The 14,898-nt window shown below is 69.2% G+C and carries 15 protein-coding genes; 5 read left to right on the top strand and 10 right to left on the bottom strand.

The features are described from left to right. Nucleotides 1–15: 15 nt before the first annotated feature. Together idsA2 and K3G64_RS18515 are read left to right on the top strand one after the other, a co-directional pair. Nucleotides 16–1,104, top strand: coding sequence for a bifunctional (2E,6E)-farnesyl/geranyl diphosphate synthase (idsA2, locus tag K3G64_RS18520; protein WP_238886370.1), 1,089 nt, complete (start codon nucleotides 16–18; stop codon nucleotides 1,102–1,104). 4 nt (nucleotides 1,105–1,108) lie between these two features. Then, the gene (locus tag K3G64_RS18515; protein ID WP_238886368.1) at nucleotides 1,109–2,701 is read left to right on the top strand and encodes an alpha-(1->6)-mannopyranosyltransferase A; all 1,593 of its coding nucleotides are present in this window, start codon (nucleotides 1,109–1,111) and stop codon (nucleotides 2,699–2,701) included. Here the strand turns inward: K3G64_RS18515 and K3G64_RS18510 are convergent. Then, nucleotides 2,622–3,026, bottom strand: a complete 405-nt coding sequence (locus tag K3G64_RS18510) for an Rv2175c family DNA-binding protein (RefSeq protein ID WP_238886366.1) — start codon at nucleotides 3,024–3,026, stop codon at nucleotides 2,622–2,624. The genes K3G64_RS18515 and K3G64_RS18510 overlap by 80 nt on opposite strands. Before the next feature lie 66 nt (nucleotides 3,027–3,092). Between K3G64_RS18510 and K3G64_RS18505 the strand changes: the two genes are divergently transcribed. Beyond that, nucleotides 3,093–4,286, top strand: coding sequence for a protein kinase domain-containing protein (locus tag K3G64_RS18505; RefSeq protein ID WP_238886364.1), 1,194 nt, complete (start codon nucleotides 3,093–3,095; stop codon nucleotides 4,284–4,286). 22 nt (nucleotides 4,287–4,308) lie between these two features. Here the strand turns inward: K3G64_RS18505 and K3G64_RS18500 are convergent, their stop codons facing one another. The 3 genes from K3G64_RS18500 to K3G64_RS18490 all read right to left on the bottom strand — a co-directional run bounded on the left by K3G64_RS18500 (nucleotide 4,309) and on the right by K3G64_RS18490 (nucleotide 7,114). Then, nucleotides 4,309–5,697 carry a class II 3-deoxy-7-phosphoheptulonate synthase gene (locus K3G64_RS18500; protein ID WP_238886362.1) on the bottom strand — a complete coding sequence of 463 codons (1,389 nt, stop codon included), beginning with the start codon at nucleotides 5,695–5,697 and terminating at the stop codon, nucleotides 4,309–4,311. A gap of 62 nt (nucleotides 5,698–5,759) precedes the next feature. Then, nucleotides 5,760–6,239, bottom strand: coding sequence for a polyadenylate-specific 3'-exoribonuclease AS (locus tag K3G64_RS18495; RefSeq protein WP_238886360.1), 480 nt, complete (start codon nucleotides 6,237–6,239; stop codon nucleotides 5,760–5,762). Continuing rightward, the gene (locus tag K3G64_RS18490) at nucleotides 6,239–7,114 is read right to left on the bottom strand and encodes a hypothetical protein (RefSeq protein ID WP_238886358.1); all 876 of its coding nucleotides are present in this window, start codon (nucleotides 7,112–7,114) and stop codon (nucleotides 6,239–6,241) included. The genes K3G64_RS18495 and K3G64_RS18490 overlap by 1 nt, the downstream gene beginning before the upstream one ends. 84 nt (nucleotides 7,115–7,198) lie before the next feature. Here K3G64_RS18490 and K3G64_RS18485 point away from each other — a divergent pair, with 84 nt between their 5' ends. After that, complete coding sequence (locus K3G64_RS18485; protein ID WP_238886357.1) at nucleotides 7,199–8,491, top strand: glycosyltransferase 87 family protein; 1,293 nt, start codon at nucleotides 7,199–7,201, stop codon at nucleotides 8,489–8,491. 23 nt (nucleotides 8,492–8,514) lie between these two features. Here the strand turns inward: K3G64_RS18485 and K3G64_RS18480 are convergent, their stop codons facing one another. From K3G64_RS18480 to K3G64_RS18460, 5 genes are all read right to left on the bottom strand, one after another. After that, the gene (locus K3G64_RS18480; protein ID WP_238886355.1) at nucleotides 8,515–9,240 is read right to left on the bottom strand and encodes a lysophospholipid acyltransferase family protein; all 726 of its coding nucleotides are present in this window, start codon (nucleotides 9,238–9,240) and stop codon (nucleotides 8,515–8,517) included. A gap of 85 nt (nucleotides 9,241–9,325) precedes the next feature. Continuing rightward, nucleotides 9,326–9,715: a hypothetical protein gene (locus K3G64_RS18475; RefSeq protein ID WP_238886353.1), complete on the bottom strand. Its 390-nt coding sequence runs from the start codon at nucleotides 9,713–9,715 to the stop codon at nucleotides 9,326–9,328. Next, nucleotides 9,712–10,980: an ArsA family ATPase gene (locus K3G64_RS18470; protein WP_238950800.1), complete on the bottom strand. Its 1,269-nt coding sequence runs from the start codon at nucleotides 10,978–10,980 to the stop codon at nucleotides 9,712–9,714. The genes K3G64_RS18475 and K3G64_RS18470 overlap by 4 nt, the downstream gene beginning before the upstream one ends. After that, nucleotides 10,973–11,410, bottom strand: a complete 438-nt coding sequence (locus K3G64_RS18465) for an SRPBCC family protein (protein WP_238886351.1) — start codon at nucleotides 11,408–11,410, stop codon at nucleotides 10,973–10,975. Before K3G64_RS18465 ends, K3G64_RS18470 begins: the two co-directional genes overlap by 8 nt. 41 nt (nucleotides 11,411–11,451) lie before the next feature. Then, entirely contained in the window at nucleotides 11,452–11,841 is a 390-nt protein-coding gene (locus K3G64_RS18460) for a polyketide cyclase / dehydrase and lipid transport (protein ID WP_238886350.1), read from the bottom strand. A 130-nt stretch (nucleotides 11,842–11,971) separates the two neighbouring features. Here K3G64_RS18460 and K3G64_RS18455 point away from each other — a divergent pair, with 130 nt between their 5' ends. Continuing rightward, a complete protein-coding gene (locus K3G64_RS18455) occupies nucleotides 11,972–13,774 on the top strand; it encodes an AMP-dependent synthetase/ligase (protein ID WP_238886348.1) in 1,803 nt (600 codons plus the stop codon). Here K3G64_RS18455 and K3G64_RS18450 read toward each other — a convergent pair. Then, entirely contained in the window at nucleotides 13,771–14,898 is a 1,128-nt protein-coding gene (locus K3G64_RS18450; RefSeq protein WP_238886346.1) for a glycosyltransferase family 4 protein, read from the bottom strand. The genes K3G64_RS18455 and K3G64_RS18450 overlap by 4 nt on opposite strands.

The raw sequence follows: 14,898 nt of genomic DNA, 5'->3' as shown, positions 1-14,898 counted from the left end.
GGGCGCCCGCTGAGCGTGCATGCAGCGGCACCGTCAGCCGTCGAGCTGGTCAGCGCCGTCACCGCGCACTTGCGTGACTACCTGCGCGATCGCCGCGGCGACTGTGCCTACATGGGCGCCGAGTACGCCGAACTCACCGCGGCTCTCGAGGAGTTCGTGCTGCGCGGCGGCAAGCGGCTGCGCCCGCTGTTCGCTTACTGGGGGTGGCGGGCCGTCGCCGACGAAGCCGAGGATCCGCTCGACCCGAACGTGCTGCGGCTGATCTCGGCGCTGGAGCTGCTGCACGCCTGCGCACTGGTGCACGACGACGTGATCGACGCGTCGGCGACCCGCCGCGGGTTGCCCACGGTGCACCGCCTGTTCGCCGAGCGGCACCGCACCCAAGACTGGCACGGCTCCGCCGACCAGTTCGGGCTCTCGGCGGCGATCCTGCTCGGCGACCTGGCGCTGGTTTGGGCCGACGACATCGTCGCCGCGGCCGGTCTCCCGGTCGACGCGCAGCGTCGCGTGCAGCGGGTCTGGGCCGCCATCCGCACCGAGGTGCTCGGCGGCCAGTATCTGGACATCGTCGCCGAATCCAGCGGCGCGGACTCGGTCGCGTCGGCCATGACCGTAAACATCTACAAGACCGCCTCCTATACGATCACGCGCCCGCTGCAGCTGGGCGCCGCCGCGGCGGCCGACCGGCCCGAGGTCGCCGACGCCTTCCACGAGGTGGGCACCAATCTGGGGGTGGCGTTCCAGCTTCGCGACGACGTGCTCGGGGTGTTCGGTGACCCGGCGGTGACCGGTAAGCCCTCGGGCGACGACCTGCGCTCGGGCAAGCGCACCGTCCTGCTCGCCGAGGCCGTCGAGCGGGCCGAGAAGACCGATCCGGTGGCGGCCAAGCTGCTGCGCACATCGATCGGCTCGGAGCTGTCCGACGCCCAGGTCAAAGAGGTCTGCCAGGCGATCGAGTCGGTCGGTGCGCTGGCCGCGGTGGAGGCGCGTATCCACGAGCTCAGCCGCCGGGCCCTCGACATCCTCGCCGCCGCCCCGATCGCCCCCGAGGCCAGGACCGGGCTGACCGAGCTCGCCCGGTTGGCCGCGAACCGGTCCGCATAGGGGCATGACCACTTCCACGCCGACACGATCGTCCGGAAGCGGGCTTTCCCAACACTTTTCCCGGCTCGTCACGTTCGCGACGTCGCCGCAGGCCAAGCCGGCCCGCCTCGGGTTTCTCGGTGCCGTACTGATCACCGCGGGCGGCCTGGGGGCGGGTAGCACGCGACTGCACGACCCGGTGCTGGAGTCGCTGCACCTGTCCTGGCTGCGGTTCGGCCACGGCCTGGTGCTGTCGTCGGTGCTGTTGTGGGGCGGAGTAGCGCTGATGCTGGCCGCGTGGCTGTGGCTGGGCCGCCGGGTCATCGACCGCACGGCGACCGAGTACACCATGGTCGCGACCACCGGGTTCTGGCTGACACCGCTGCTGCTGAGCGTGCCGCTGTTCAGCCGCGACACCTACTCCTACCTGGCGCAGGGCGCACTGCTGCGGGACGGCTTCGACCCGTATGCGGTGGGCCCGATCGACAACCCGAACTCGTTGCTGGACAACGTCAGTCCGATCTGGACGACGACCACCGCCCCTTACGGTCCCGGCTTCATCCTGGTCGCAAAGTTCGTCACGATGCTGGTGGGCAACGACGTGGTCGCGGGCACGATGCTGCTGCGGCTGTGCATGCTGCCGGGCCTCGTCCTGTTGATCTGGGCCGCCCCGCGGGTCGCCAGGCACGTCGGCGCCGACGGGGCGACGGCCCTGTGGATCTGCGTGCTCAACCCGCTGGTGATCATCCACCTGATGGGCGGCGTGCACAACGAGATGCTCATGGTCGGGCTCATGATGGCGGGCATCGCGCTGACCTTCGCAGGCCGCCACGTATGGGGCGTCGGCCTGATCGCGGCGGCGGTCGCCGTGAAAGCCACCGGCGGGCTTGCCCTTCCGTTCATGGTGTGGGTGTGGGCTCGCGATCTGCGCACCAGGCGCGGGTTCGGGCCGGTCAAGGCGTTTGCGATCGCCACAGCCGCGTCGGCGCTGATCTTCGCCGCGGTGTTCGCGGTGCTCTCGCTGGCCGCCGGTGTCGGGCTGGGCTGGCTGACCGCACTGGCCGGATCGGTGAAGATCATCAACTGGCTGACGATCCCCACTGCGGCGTCGAATCTCATCAACGTGTTCGGCGGGCTGTTCCTGCCGGTGAACTTCTATGCAGTGCTCGACGTCGCCAGGATCGTCGGCATCGCGGTCATCGCGGTGTCGCTTCCGCTGCTGTGGTGGCGGTTTCGGCACACCGACCGCGAAGCCCTGCTGGGAATCGCGCTCCTGATGGGCGTCATCGTGCTGTTCGTGCCCGCGGCGTTGCCGTGGTACTACACCTGGCCGCTGGCGGTGGTCGCGGCGCTGGCGCAGAGCCGCAGGGCGATCGCGGTGATCGCCGGACTGTCGACCTGGATCACCGTGATCTGGAAACCCGACGGGGCGCACGGGATGTACTCGTGGGGCCACGTGCTGCTGGCGACGGCGTTCGGGGTGGTGGCGTGGTATTCGCTGCGACGCGCCGCGGCCGACGAGCCACGACAGCGGGCGGTCAACAGGCGAGAGCCTGAGCCCGGCGCACCACCTCACGGGCCTGATGCGAGTGAAGCGCATCAACCGGCCGAGCATTAGCCTGCTTGTCCGTCATGCCGTCGCGGCGGATGGTCAGCGAGGGATCCGGGGTGAACAGCCAGCGCGCGATCTCGGTGTTGCGATAGCCCCCGTCGTGCAACACCATCAACAGTCCGGGCAGGCTCTTGACCACGTGGCCGCTGTCGTCGAAGAAGACCTTCGGCACCACCACCGCGCCGCCGCGGCGCACACCGAGCAGGTGCCCCTCGCGTAGCTGCTGGTGGACCTTGGTGACCGGGACGCCGAGCAGATCGGCGACGGTGGGCAGGTCGTAGACGTCCTCGGCGGGATCCAGAACATCCTCGGCGGCCGGAATGCTGCTCACCGCACCGAGTCTAGAACCGGATCCGCCCCGTCGGAGGCGCATAATCGCCGACCGGCGCTCCGTAACATGTCTTCGGTGAGCGCCCACCCGCAAGCCGACCCGCTCGCCGGGGTCGTCTTGGACGGTCGGTACCGCGTGGACGCCTTGATCGCCACCGGTGGCATGTCGGCGGTCTACCGCGGACTCGATCTGCGGCTGGATCGGCCGGTGGCACTGAAGATCATGGATTCCCGCTATGCCGGTGACTCGCTGTTCCTGACGCGTTTTCAGCGCGAGGCGCGCGCCGTGGCCCGGTTGACGTCGCCGGGTCTGGTCTCGGTGTACGACCAGGGCGGCGGAGAAATCGGCGGCCAGCCCCCTTTTCTCGTGATGGAGCTGATCGAGGGCGGCACACTGCGCGAACTGCTGCGCGAGCGCGGCCCGATGCCGCCGCACGCGGCGGCCGCGGTGCTCGCCCCGGTCCTGCGCGGGCTGGCCGTGGCGCATCACGCCGGGCTGGTGCACCGCGACATCAAGCCCGAGAACGTCCTGATCTCGACCGAGGGCGACGTCAAGATCGCCGACTTCGGCCTGGTGCGTGCGGTCGCCGAAGCCAAGATCACCTCCACCAGCGTGATCCTGGGGACGGCGGCGTACCTGTCACCCGAGCAGGTCAGGGATGGGACCGCCGATCCCCGCAGCGACGTCTACGCGGTCGGCATCCTCACCTACGAGCTGCTCACCGGCACCACCCCGTTCACCGGCGACAGTGCGCTCGCTGTGGCCTACCAGCGGATGGACCACGACGTGCCCGCCCCCGGCACGGTGATCCCCGGCGTGCCTGCGCTGTTCGACGATCTGGTGCTGCACGCCACCGCGCGCGACCCGGCCGCGCGCTATGCCGACGCGTCACAGATGGCCGACGACCTCGACGAGATCGTCGACGCACTCGGCCTGCCGCCGTTCCGGGTGCCGGCACCCCGTCGCCCGACCCACAGCGGGCCGGGGACAGCGTTGGCCGGGCCGCCGTCGGCTGCGCCCCAAGCCCAGCAGCCCCGCGGTCGGACCCGGGCACTCGACCGTGCCGACTGGGCGCACAACGAACCCGAATACCCGCCGCCGGCAACGCAGTTCGCGGGCATCGACCTCGATGAGTTTCACTGGGCGCGGCAACGCGGCAAGCGCGCGCTGCTGTTCTGGACGGTGGCCGTGCTGACGCTGACGGGTGTGATCGCCGCAGCGGCGTGGACCGTCGGCAGCAACCTCGGCAACCTCATCTGAGGCGCGCGGTCGGCGCGCGACGCTAGTCGCGCAACATCTCCGCGACGAGGAACGCCAACTCGAGGCTCTGCTGGGTGTTGAGCCGCGGATCGCAGGCGGTCTCGTAGCGACCTCCGAGGTCGGTGTCCGAGATGTCCTGTGCACCGCCGAGGCACTCTGTGACGTTCTCGCCGGTGATCTCGACGTGGATGCCCCCGGGGTGGGTGCCCAGTGCCCGGTGCACCTCGAAGTAGCCCTGCACCTCGTCGACGATCCGGTCGAAGTGGCGGGTCTTGTAGCCGGTGGAGGACTCGTGGGTGTTGCCGTGCATCGGATCGCACTGCCAGATCACCTGATGGCCGGTGGCCTGCACCTTCTCGATGATCGGCGGCAGCAGGTCGCGCACCTTGTTGTTGCCCATCCGGGTGACCAGCGTGAGCCGGCCCGGAACGTTGTTCGGGTCGAGCCGCTCGACGTACTCGACCGCCAGTTCCGGGGTCATCGTCGGCCCCAGCTTGACCCCGATCGGGTTGGCGATCACCTCGGCGAAGGCGATGTGCGCCCCGTCGAGCTGGCGGGTGCGCTCCCCGATCCACACGTAGTGCGCCGACAGGTCGTAGAGGACGGGCTCGGTCGCCCCGTTCTCCCCGAGCCGCAGCATCGCGCGCTCGTAGTCGAGCACCAGCGCCTCGTGGCTGGCGTAGATCTCGGCGGTCTGCAGGTTGCGGTCGTCGACGCCGCACGCGCTCATGAAGGTCAACGCGCGGTCGATCTCGCCGGCCAGCGCCTCGTAGCGGGCACCGGCGGGCGAGGTGCGGACGAATTCCCGGTTCCAGTCGTGCACGGCGTGCAGCGACGCCAGGCCCGACGCCGTCAGCGCCCGGACCAGGTTCATCGCCGCGCTGGCATTGGCGTAGGCGCGCACCAGGCGCGACGGGTCGTGCTCGCGGGCGGCGGCGTCGGGCGCGAAGCCGTTGACCATGTCTCCGCGGTAGGACTTCAGGCCCAGTGCGTCGATGTCCGACGAGCGCGGCTTGGCGTACTGGCCGGCGATGCGGGCGACCTTGACCACCGGCATGCTGGCGCCGTAGGTGAGCACCACCGCCATCTGCAGCAGTGCCCGGATGTTGGCCCGGATGTGGGGCTCGGTGTTGTCGACGAAGGTCTCGGCGCAGTCGCCGCCCTGCAGCAAAAACGCCTCACCGCGCGCCACGTCGGCCAGTAGGCCCTTGAGCCGCTCGATCTCTGCGGGCACGGTCACCGGCGGGACGCTCTCGAGCACGGTGCGCATGGTGCGGGCCTGATCGGCATCCCAGCTGGGCTGCTGCACGGCCGGCTTGGCCAGCGCCGCGTCGAGCCGGTGCCGCAGGTCATCGGGCAGCGGCGGCAGCGCAGGCAGCTGGTCGATGGGTACGTCGACGGTCCAGTTCACCCATTCATGGTAACGGCCCCGGACATGTGGTTTTCACCGCTGGGCGGGTGCTCGGCGGGTCCTCATCCCGTGGTCATCAGCTGGAATCGCCGCAGGTTGTGCCGGGCGTCGACGAGTGCGTCATGGGCATCGCGCGGACGCGGCGGCATCCGCGGCGAGCCGCGCTCCTCCCAGAACTGCCGCAGTTCGCGGGTGAAACGTGGGATGGCGGGCGGGAGATCGGTCATCGGCCCCCACAGCTGGCACAGCACCACGTGGTCGTAGGCACCGACCCAGGCCCACAGCTCGATGGGTTCGTTGCCGTCGACGCCGAGGAAGTCCTCGAGGTCGGACCGGATCCGCCTGCGCGAGCGCCACGCCTGCGAGGCGGGCGGCGGCAGCTTGGGCAGCACGTGCTTGCGCACCCAGCTGCCCGCCTGCTCCGGATTGAACTCCGTTGACACAGCATAGTATTCGCGGCCATCCTCGGCGGCCACGCCGATCGAGATCAGCTCGATCGTGCGGCCGTTGTCGATGAACTCCGTGTCGTAGAAGTAGCGCACTAAGCGGGTTCCTTCTCGATTGCCCGCTCCCTCGGCGCAGGGGCGGCATGGATCTCGCGGTCCAGCTGCTCGTCGACCTTGGCGTCGTCGGGGAACTTGGGCATGCCCGCGATCGCGTCCTGAAGCCACAGCTTGGCCTGCACGACCGGCCTGCGCAGCCACCGCTCCCGTTCCAGCGCGCGGTGCATCTTGCGGGGCCGGTTGGTGTACCGCCACCGAGCCCACGGCGCGTGCGGCCGGGACAGCCGGACGGCGCCGACGACCAGCAGAGGTGTGATGAACATCCCGACCAGGCCGGTCCACACCTTGCCCTTGAGCAGCACGATGATCGCCAGCAGCAACGTCAGCACCGCGACGCCGACGACGAAGGCGCGAGCGGCCAGGGTCTGGTCGTTGCGCCAGATGTGGATGTCGAAGAACGACAGCGGGTTGAAGCCCATGATCAGCAGGCCTGCGACCGCCACCGCCGCGAACACCGCGTCGACCGACGTGCGGCCGTCCTCGGCCCAATACACGTCCTGCAGGTGAAGGATCAACGCGAACTCGTCGAGAACCAGTGCGGCGCCGATGCCGAAAAAAACTGCGGCGACCGTGAATTCGGTGACTCCACCGTCGACGGCGAGCGTCACCATAGTCACGCCGGACACCATGACCAGGATCACACCGATCACCACGTGGTGGATGTGGAGCCCGTCACCTGTGCCGATGTTGCGCGGCTGCCACCACTTGCGCGGCGCATCGCTGTCGGCATGGCGGCGGATGTAGCGCACGATCGTGCGGGTGACGAAGAACGTCACGATGAAAGCCACCAGGCAGAAGGCGAGCGGCAGCCGCCCCGGCGGGATGGCGAAGTCGAAGTCGAGGTCCGCGCGCACGCAGCGAACTTACGCCGACCGGCACGTGTCGCGCCCGGGATAGCAGCGGACGCGCCGGACGGCCCGGATAGTCTGGTCGGCGACATGAGTATTTGGCGGTCGCCCGGCGGCGCTGGTTGGGGGCAAACGCTGGCCTGGCGGGTGTTCCAGCTGCTGGTCGTGGCGGCATTGGCCTGGGCCGGCTGGCGCTTGCTCGGCCGGGCGCCCTACCGCATCGACGTCGACGTCTACCGGATGGGCGGACAGGCCTGGCTGGACGGACGGCCGCTGTACGCCGATGGCGCCATGTTCGCCACCCAGGGTGGCCTGGACCTGCCGTTCACCTATCCCCCGCTGGCCGCCGTCCTGTTCTCCCCGCTTGCGCTGTTGTCGCTGGACGTGGCGAGCGCGGTGATCACCGCGACGACGCTGATACTGCTGGTCGTCGCGCTGACGATCCTGCTGACCCGGCTGGAGGTGTGGCCGCAGCCGCCGCTCGGCAAGAGCAGAGTGACCAGTGAACCCGCATGGCTGCGCCGCACGTGGCTGGCGGCCGCGATCGTCGCCCCCGCGGTGATCCTCCTGGAGCCCATCCGGTCCAATTTCGACTTCGGCCAGATCAACGTCGTGCTGATGACCCTGGTGATCGCGGACTGCGTGCCGCGCCGGACGCCCTGGCCCCGCGGGATGCTGCTCGGCCTCGCGATCGCCCTCAAGCTCACCCCCGCGGTGTTCCTGCTGTACTTCCTGCTGCGCCGCGACGTCCGCGCGCTGCTTGTCACCGCCGTGTCGGCGGCTGCGGCCACGCTGCTCGGAGCGGCGTTCGCCTGGAGCGACTCGCTGGAGTACTGGACCGAGACGGTGCGCAACACCGACCGCATCGGCACCGCGACACTGAACACCAACCAGAACATCGCGGGCGCCCTGGCCCGGCTCGGACTGGGTGAGGGCCCCCAATTCGTGCTGTGGCTGCTGGCGTGCTTCGCGGTGCTGGCGCTGACCGTGTTCGCCGTGCGCCGGGTGCTGCGTGCCGACCAACCCGTACTGGCACTGATGTGCGTGGCGATGTTCGGGTTGGTGGTCTCACCGGTGTCGTGGTCGCATCACTGGGTGTGGGCCCTGCCGACGCTCGTGGTCTCGGCCGTCGTCGCCTACCGGTTGCGGAATGCGGCCCTGGCGGTGGTCGCGGCGGCGGGCCTGCCGTTGATGGTGTGGACGCCGATCGTGCTCATGCCCGAACACCGCGAGACCGCGGCCTCGCTGTGGCGGCAACTGATCGGCGGCTCTTACGTGTGGTGGGCCGTCGCGGTGATCTTGGCGACCGCGACGGTTTCGGTGCGCACTGCGCGGCGCGCCGACGGCATGGTCGACGCCACGCCCGTGCCCGCGGTCAACTAACCCGCGGTGTCTGATTCACCGGGTCAGCCGGCGGCTACCTCCGGCATCCGCGCCGAGGGTTTGTCCGACCCGTCGGCCTTGCCCTCCTTGACGTCTGCCGCGTAGAGGTCGACGTACTCCTGACCGGACAGCTGCATCAGCTCGTACATCACCTCGTCGATCACGGCCCGCTCGATGAAGCGGTTGCCCGCGAGCCCCTCGAAGCGGCTGAAGTCCATCGGCGTGCCGAACTTCACCTTCACCCGGCCGAACCGCCACATCTTGCTGCCCGGCGGGTTGACGGCGTCGGTTCCGATCATCGCGACCGGGATCACCGGCACCCCGGTCTCCAGCGCCAGCCGCGCCAGCCCGGTCTTGCCCTTGTAGAGCCTGCCGTCCGGTGAGCGCGTGCCCTCGGGATACATCCCCAGCAGCTTGCCCTCATCGAGGATGCGCTGCGCGGTCGTCAGCGCGCTCTGGGCGCTGTCGGCGTCGGTGCGGTCGATCGGCACCTGCCCCGCGACGGTGTAGAACCAGCGGGTGAACCAGCCCTTGACCCCGGTTCCGGTGAAGTACTCGGCCTTGGCGAGGAACGTGATCCTGCGCTTGACCACCAACGGCAAATAGAAGCTGTCGGCGACGGCGAGGTGATTACTGGCCAGAATCGCAGGACCGTCCTGCGGAACATAGTCCAGCCCTTCGACTTTCGGCCGGCCCAGCAACGACAGCAACGGGCCCATGAAGATGTATTTGAACAGCCAGTACCACATGGGCCCTCCCGGTGATCGAACACTCGACGGAAGTGTTCTGCGACAACTTTACCCACGCACTGTGGATGCGACCACAAACCGGGGCTTACTCCTCGACGACGACGGGAATGTGCTGATACCGGCCGGGCGGAGGCGGCTCGTCACCGGCCGGTGGCGGTGGGGACGGGGGCCCGTCCGGCGGTTCGTCCGGACCGCGCGGCTCTGCGCGGTCGGGGCCGTCTGCGCCGTCTACGACCGCCCTGATCACCGTCAGCAATGCAACGCTGTGCTCGGCGACGATCGTCAGCAACGGGTGCTGCTCGCCGGCGACCAGCGCAGCGAGGGCGCACACGGGGCAGTACACCTGCTGGCACTTGCCCGCCCCGCCCGACAGCGCCCGCGCCGCAGCCAACCGCACGGCCGGGTCGAGTTTGTCCAGCACCGCCTGAGCCAACTGCCGCAGTTCCGGACCGATCTCGGGGTGGGGCCCACTCACTTCGGCCACACCTCCGGATTCGGTCGGAAACGTACGGTCAGCTCGGCGCCTCGCAGCTGCGCGTCCACCACGATGCACCGACGTAGCACGGACGCCAGTCGCACGCGGCGCCGCAAGCCGCCCGCACCGATGATCAGATCATCGTCGACCCGGCCCAGCGCCAAGCCGGAACGGTCGACCTGCGGCAACTCTAGCCGCAACCGGTAGATCGCTTCGAGCCCCGACCCGGACTCGCGGTCGACGACCGGATGCAGCGGTGCCGGGGGCGGCGCACCGTCGCGGCGGCGCGAGCTGTCGAGCAGTTCACCCAGCGCCTTGGACCCGATCGGTTCGCCGGCCAGATGGGGCACCAGGACCAGTTGCAAGTCGCCGATAGCCGCGTCGAGCTCGTCGAGCACCGACCGCTGCTCGGAGATTCGCTCGGTGTACCAGTCGAAGGCCGGGTGGCTCGGCAGATTGCGGTATTCGTACGAATCATCCTGGACCAGAACCTGGTTCACGATCAATTCGGCGACCCTGACCCCCATCAACGCCAGGGAACCCAGCGTCCGCACCGCCTCGGCGGCCACCACCCGCTCGGCCGTCATCACCAGGTGTGCGCTCACCGCCGAGCCGTCGGTGAGCAGCGCGGAGAGCCGTTCGGTGCCCGCCCCGATGCCCTCGAGCAGGCCGACGACAGCCGCGGTGCGCGGATCGTCGGCGTTGGTGGACAGCCGGCGATGCCGGGGCCACGCCCGCTCCAGGTAGAGGGCGAACGTCGCTGGCAGGGTGAGCATGCGAAGCGCGTCGGCCGTCGACGCGCAGTCGACGACGACGTGGTCCCACTGCCCGCATTTCGCCAGCTCGCCGACCTCGTGCAGGCCGAGCACCTCCTGGATGCCGGGCAGCGCCGAAAGCTCCTCAGGGGCAACGCTTCCCAATTCCGAATGGGGGAACTTGGACGACAGCAGGCCGGCGACCTCCCGCCACCGCGCCTCGAGCAGCGCGAGGGTGTCGAGGGCCAGGGCGTCGAGTGACCCGCCGCCCGTCTCCGCCCGGCCGGTGTCGAGGTCGGCGAGCACGCGGGTGGGCTGACGCAGTCCGGTGGGTGTGACCGTCGTGCCGAGCACGTCGCCGATGGAGTGCGCCTGGTCGGTCGAGACGAGCAACACCCGCTTCCCCGCGCGTGCATCCCGCACGGCGGTGGCGGTCGCCAACGTGGACTTGCCTACCCCGCCCTTGCCGACGAACAGGCTGATGCCGGCGGCATCGGTCAGCTCACTCAGCCTCGGCTCGTTTCTTCAGATCCTTCAACGCGGTGTCGGTGAGCCTGCGCTCGGCCTTGCGCTTGAGCAGCCCGATCATCGGGATGATCAGATCCACCGACAGCTCGTAGGTGACATCGGTTCCAGATCCCTTCGGCGCCAACCGGTATGCGCCCTCCAGGGACCTAAGCAGTGAACTCGACACCAGGCTCCACGTCACCGACTTGTGGTCCGGTGGCCAGACGTAGGACAGCACCATAGTGTCCTTGAGCACCGCGGCGTCCAACACGAGCCGAGCGGTCTTCGGGTAACCCTGCGCGTCGGCCTCGAGCACTTCTGCTTCCTTGTACTCGGCTACCCAGTCCGGGTATGAGCCGATGTCGGCGATGACGTCCATCACCGTCGACGGATCCGCGTCGATGAAAATGGTCTGCGCCGTTTTGTCCGCCACGTGGAAAATCTACCCTTCCTGTAGTTGGTGCGGCCGAAGTATCAGGCCAGCCGCGAGACGCCGACCGGACGGGTGGCCTCGAGCCGCTGTTTGACCTCGAACGCCATGTTCTTGCCTGCGACCCGGCGCCGGTGGTTCATCTTCGCCAGGTTCATCCTGGCCAGCTGCCAGGCCGCCGCACCCGACGGCTCGGCGTGCAGGAAGTAGTGCAGGATCACCCCGTCCAGCTTCGGCTCGAGCCAGATCTCCATGGTCCCGATGAGTGCGCCGGTGACGGTCCATCGATGCCCCTTGTCACCCCGGTCCTCGACCACGGTCAAGCGCAGATCGGGCCACCAGCGGCGCCAGCTCGCCGGGTCCGCGACATAGCGGCCGACCTCGACGGGATCAGCGGCCACGAAGGTCTCGTCCGCGATCTGGATGCTGTACATGGGCTACCAGCTTCACATACGGCCGGACCCCGGGTCTTGACCTGTTGCCCTGACCAAGGGCCCTAACCGGCGTGATCAGCGCCGACTAGGCTGTATGCGGCAGAGCCGCCGGACAGCGAGAGGCCGAATCGTGCGTGAATTCAGTGAGCCCGCTTCGTTCACCGTGGGCGAGCGCGACCACGTCGCCAGTTCCGTGTTCGCCCATGAACGCGATGACCCCGAGCACGTGATCTTCCAGCGCCTCGTCGACGGCGCCTGGCAGGACGTGACATGCAGGCAGGCCGCCGACGAGATCCGCTCCGCGGCGCTGGGTCTGATCGCACACGGCGTCGAGCCCGGCGACCGCGTGGCGATCCTGTCGTCGACCCGTTACGAGTGGGTCATCCTCGACTACGCGATCCTCGCCGTCGGCGCCGTAACCGTGCCCATCTACGAGACCTCGGCACCCGAGCAGGTGCGGTGGGTGCTGGAGGACTCGGGCGCCGTGCTGGCGTTCGTCGAGATCGAGGCGCACGCGCTGATGGTCAAGGAACTGCTCGACGAGCTGCCCGCCCTGCGCGAGGTGGCGGTCATCGAGTCGGCGGGCCCGGCAGCGCTGGACACCCTGGCCGACGCCGGTGCGGCCGCGGACGCAGCGGAACTCGACCGGCGGTTGGCCGGCATCAGGTCGGCGGATCCGGCCACGCTCATCTACACATCGGGCACCACCGGCCGGCCGAAGGGCTGCCAGCTCACGCACTCCAACCTGCTCAGCGAGATCCACGGGGCCTCGGACTGCTTCCCCACCCTGTTGCGCAAGGGCGAGCGACTGCTGGTGTTCCTGCCGCTGGCCCACGTACTTGCGCGGGCACTGTCGATGACCGCCTTCGCCAACGGCGTGACGCTCGGCTACACCAGCGACATCAAGAACCTGGTCCCGATGTTCGGCCTGTTCCAGCCGACCGTCATCGTCTCGGTGCCGCGGGTGTTCGAGAAGGTCTACAACACAGCCGAATTGAGTGCGCAGGACAGCGGGAAGGGCGCGATCTTCGCCAAGGCCGCCCAGACCGCGATCGACTGGAGCAAGGCTCAGGACAGCGGCGGCCCGGGCTTGCTACTGCGGGCCAAACACGCCGTGTTCGACCGACTGGTCTACGGCAAGCTGCGCGCCGCCACCGGTGGCAGATGTCGCGCGTCCATCTCCGGCGGCGCGCCGTTGGGTGCGCGACTGGGTCACTTCTACCGCGGCATCGGGCTGACGATCTACGAGGGCTACGGCCTCACCGAGACCAGCGCCGCCATCACGGTCAACCGGATGGACGAGCTCAGGGTCGGCACTGTCGGGAAGTTGTTGCCGGGCAACAGCATGGCGATCGCCGATGACGGAGAGCTGCTGGTGCGCGGCGCGGTGGTGTTCGGCGGTTACTGGCGCAACCAGACCGCCACCGACGAGGCCATCGTGAACGGCTGGTTCCACACCGGTGACCTCGGCAGTGTCGACGACGACGGCTTCCTGTCGATCGTCGGGCGCAAGAAGGAGATCATCGTGACCGCGGGCGGCAAGAACGTCGCGCCCGCCGTCCTCGAGGACCAGCTGCGGGCCCACCCGCTGATCAGCCAGGCCATGGCGGTGGGCGACGACAAGCCGTTCATCGCGGCGCTGGTCGCCGTCGACCCGGAGGCCTTCGACGTGTGGAAGCAGCACCACGGCAAGGCGGACACCGCATCGGTGCAGGACCTGGCTTCCGATCCGGATCTGGTCGCCGAGATAGACCGGGCCGTGAAGGAGGCCAATCAGGCGGTGTCAAAGGCGGAGGCGATCCGCAAGTTCCGCATCCTGCCGGTCGACTTCACCGTGCTCACCGGAGAACTGACACCCACTTTGAAGGTGAAGCGCAAGGTCGTCGCGGACAAGTTCGCCGCCGAGATCGAGGCGCTGTACGAGAAGGGTTAGAGCAGCCCGGCGAGCCGCTCGGCCTGGGTGTGCCACTGCCAGTTGTCGACCACCCAGCGTCGGCCGGCCGCCCCCATCCGGGCCGCTGAGTCCGGGTCGGCGAGCAGGTCACCTACCGCAGCGGCGATGGCGCCGACGTCCCAGCCGTCCACGACGACGCCGGTTTCGCCCCCCAGGACCGTCTCGGGCGCCCCGCCCGAGCGACCGGCGACCACCGGCACCCCGCTCGCGGACGCCTCCAAATAGACGATGCCCAGACCCTCGACGTCCAGGCCGGCCCCCCGGGTCCGGCACGGCATGGCGAACACGTCGGCCATCGCGTGGTGAGCGGGCAGTTCGTCACCGGGCACGCCCTCGGTGAACACCACGTGCTCGGCTACGCCGAAGCTGTGGGCCAACCGGCGCAGGGCGTCCCGGTACGGGCCGCCGCCGACGACGACGAGCGCCGCGCCGGGCACCCGCTGCCGGATCGCGGGCAGCGCGCGGATCAGCATGTCCTGGCCCTTGCGGGGCACCAACCGGGACACGCACACCACGACAGGCCGATGGCCCAGCCGGTAGCGGGCACGCAGCTCGGCGCGGGCCACCTCATCAGGGGCGAATCGGTCGGTGTCCACTCCGGGCGGCAGGTGCTCGAGCGCGGCGTGCGCCCCGAAGGCCGAGGCGAACCGGCGGCGGGTGTAGCGGCTGATGTAAGTGACCACATCGGTGCTCGAGCCGATGCGGCGCAGCGCCGTTCGCGCCACCGGCAGCATCGACCACCCGACCTCGTGGCCGTGGGTGCTGGCGATCACCCGGTGTGCCCCGGCGTCGCGGGCCAGCGGCGCCATCAACGCCAGCGGCGCGGCTGCGCCGAACCACACCGTCTCAGCCTGGTTTCGCTGTATCAACCGCTTCATCCGCCCCATCACCGACGGTTCGGGGAGCATCAGCGTGCCCGGGTGACGCACCACCTCGTAGGGAACGTGACGGTCGAAGTCCTCGGCACCCTTCCACCTCGGGGCGTACACCGTAACCGTGTGCTCGCCTGCGGCGACCAGATGGTCCACCAACTCCTGCAGGTAGGACTGGATGCCACCGCGGCGCGGCGGAAAGTCGTTGGAGACCAGCAGAACCCGGCTCAC

Source organism: Mycobacterium sp. IDR2000157661 (assembly GCF_022317005.1).
In the GTDB taxonomy this organism is placed as follows: domain Bacteria; phylum Actinomycetota; class Actinomycetes; order Mycobacteriales; family Mycobacteriaceae; genus Mycobacterium.
The sequence above is the reverse complement of the archived record's forward strand: the minus strand, read 5'-3'. Positions and strand labels throughout refer to the sequence as shown.

What these genes read in the sequence shown, in the direction of transcription:
- K3G64_RS18515 (WP_238886368.1), top strand. Translation starts at nt 1,109, where the DNA reads ATGACCACTTCCACGCCGACACGATCGTCCGGAAGCGGGCTTTCCCAA.
- K3G64_RS18505 (WP_238886364.1), top strand. Translation starts at nt 3,093, where the DNA reads ATGTCTTCGGTGAGCGCCCACCCGCAAGCCGACCCGCTCGCCGGGGTC.
- K3G64_RS18485 (WP_238886357.1), top strand. Translation starts at nt 7,199, where the DNA reads ATGAGTATTTGGCGGTCGCCCGGCGGCGCTGGTTGGGGGCAAACGCTG.
- K3G64_RS18480 (WP_238886355.1), bottom strand. Translation starts at nt 9,240, where the DNA reads ATGTGGTACTGGCTGTTCAAATACATCTTCATGGGCCCGTTGCTGTCG.
- K3G64_RS18460 (WP_238886350.1), bottom strand. Translation starts at nt 11,841, where the DNA reads ATGTACAGCATCCAGATCGCGGACGAGACCTTCGTGGCCGCTGATCCC.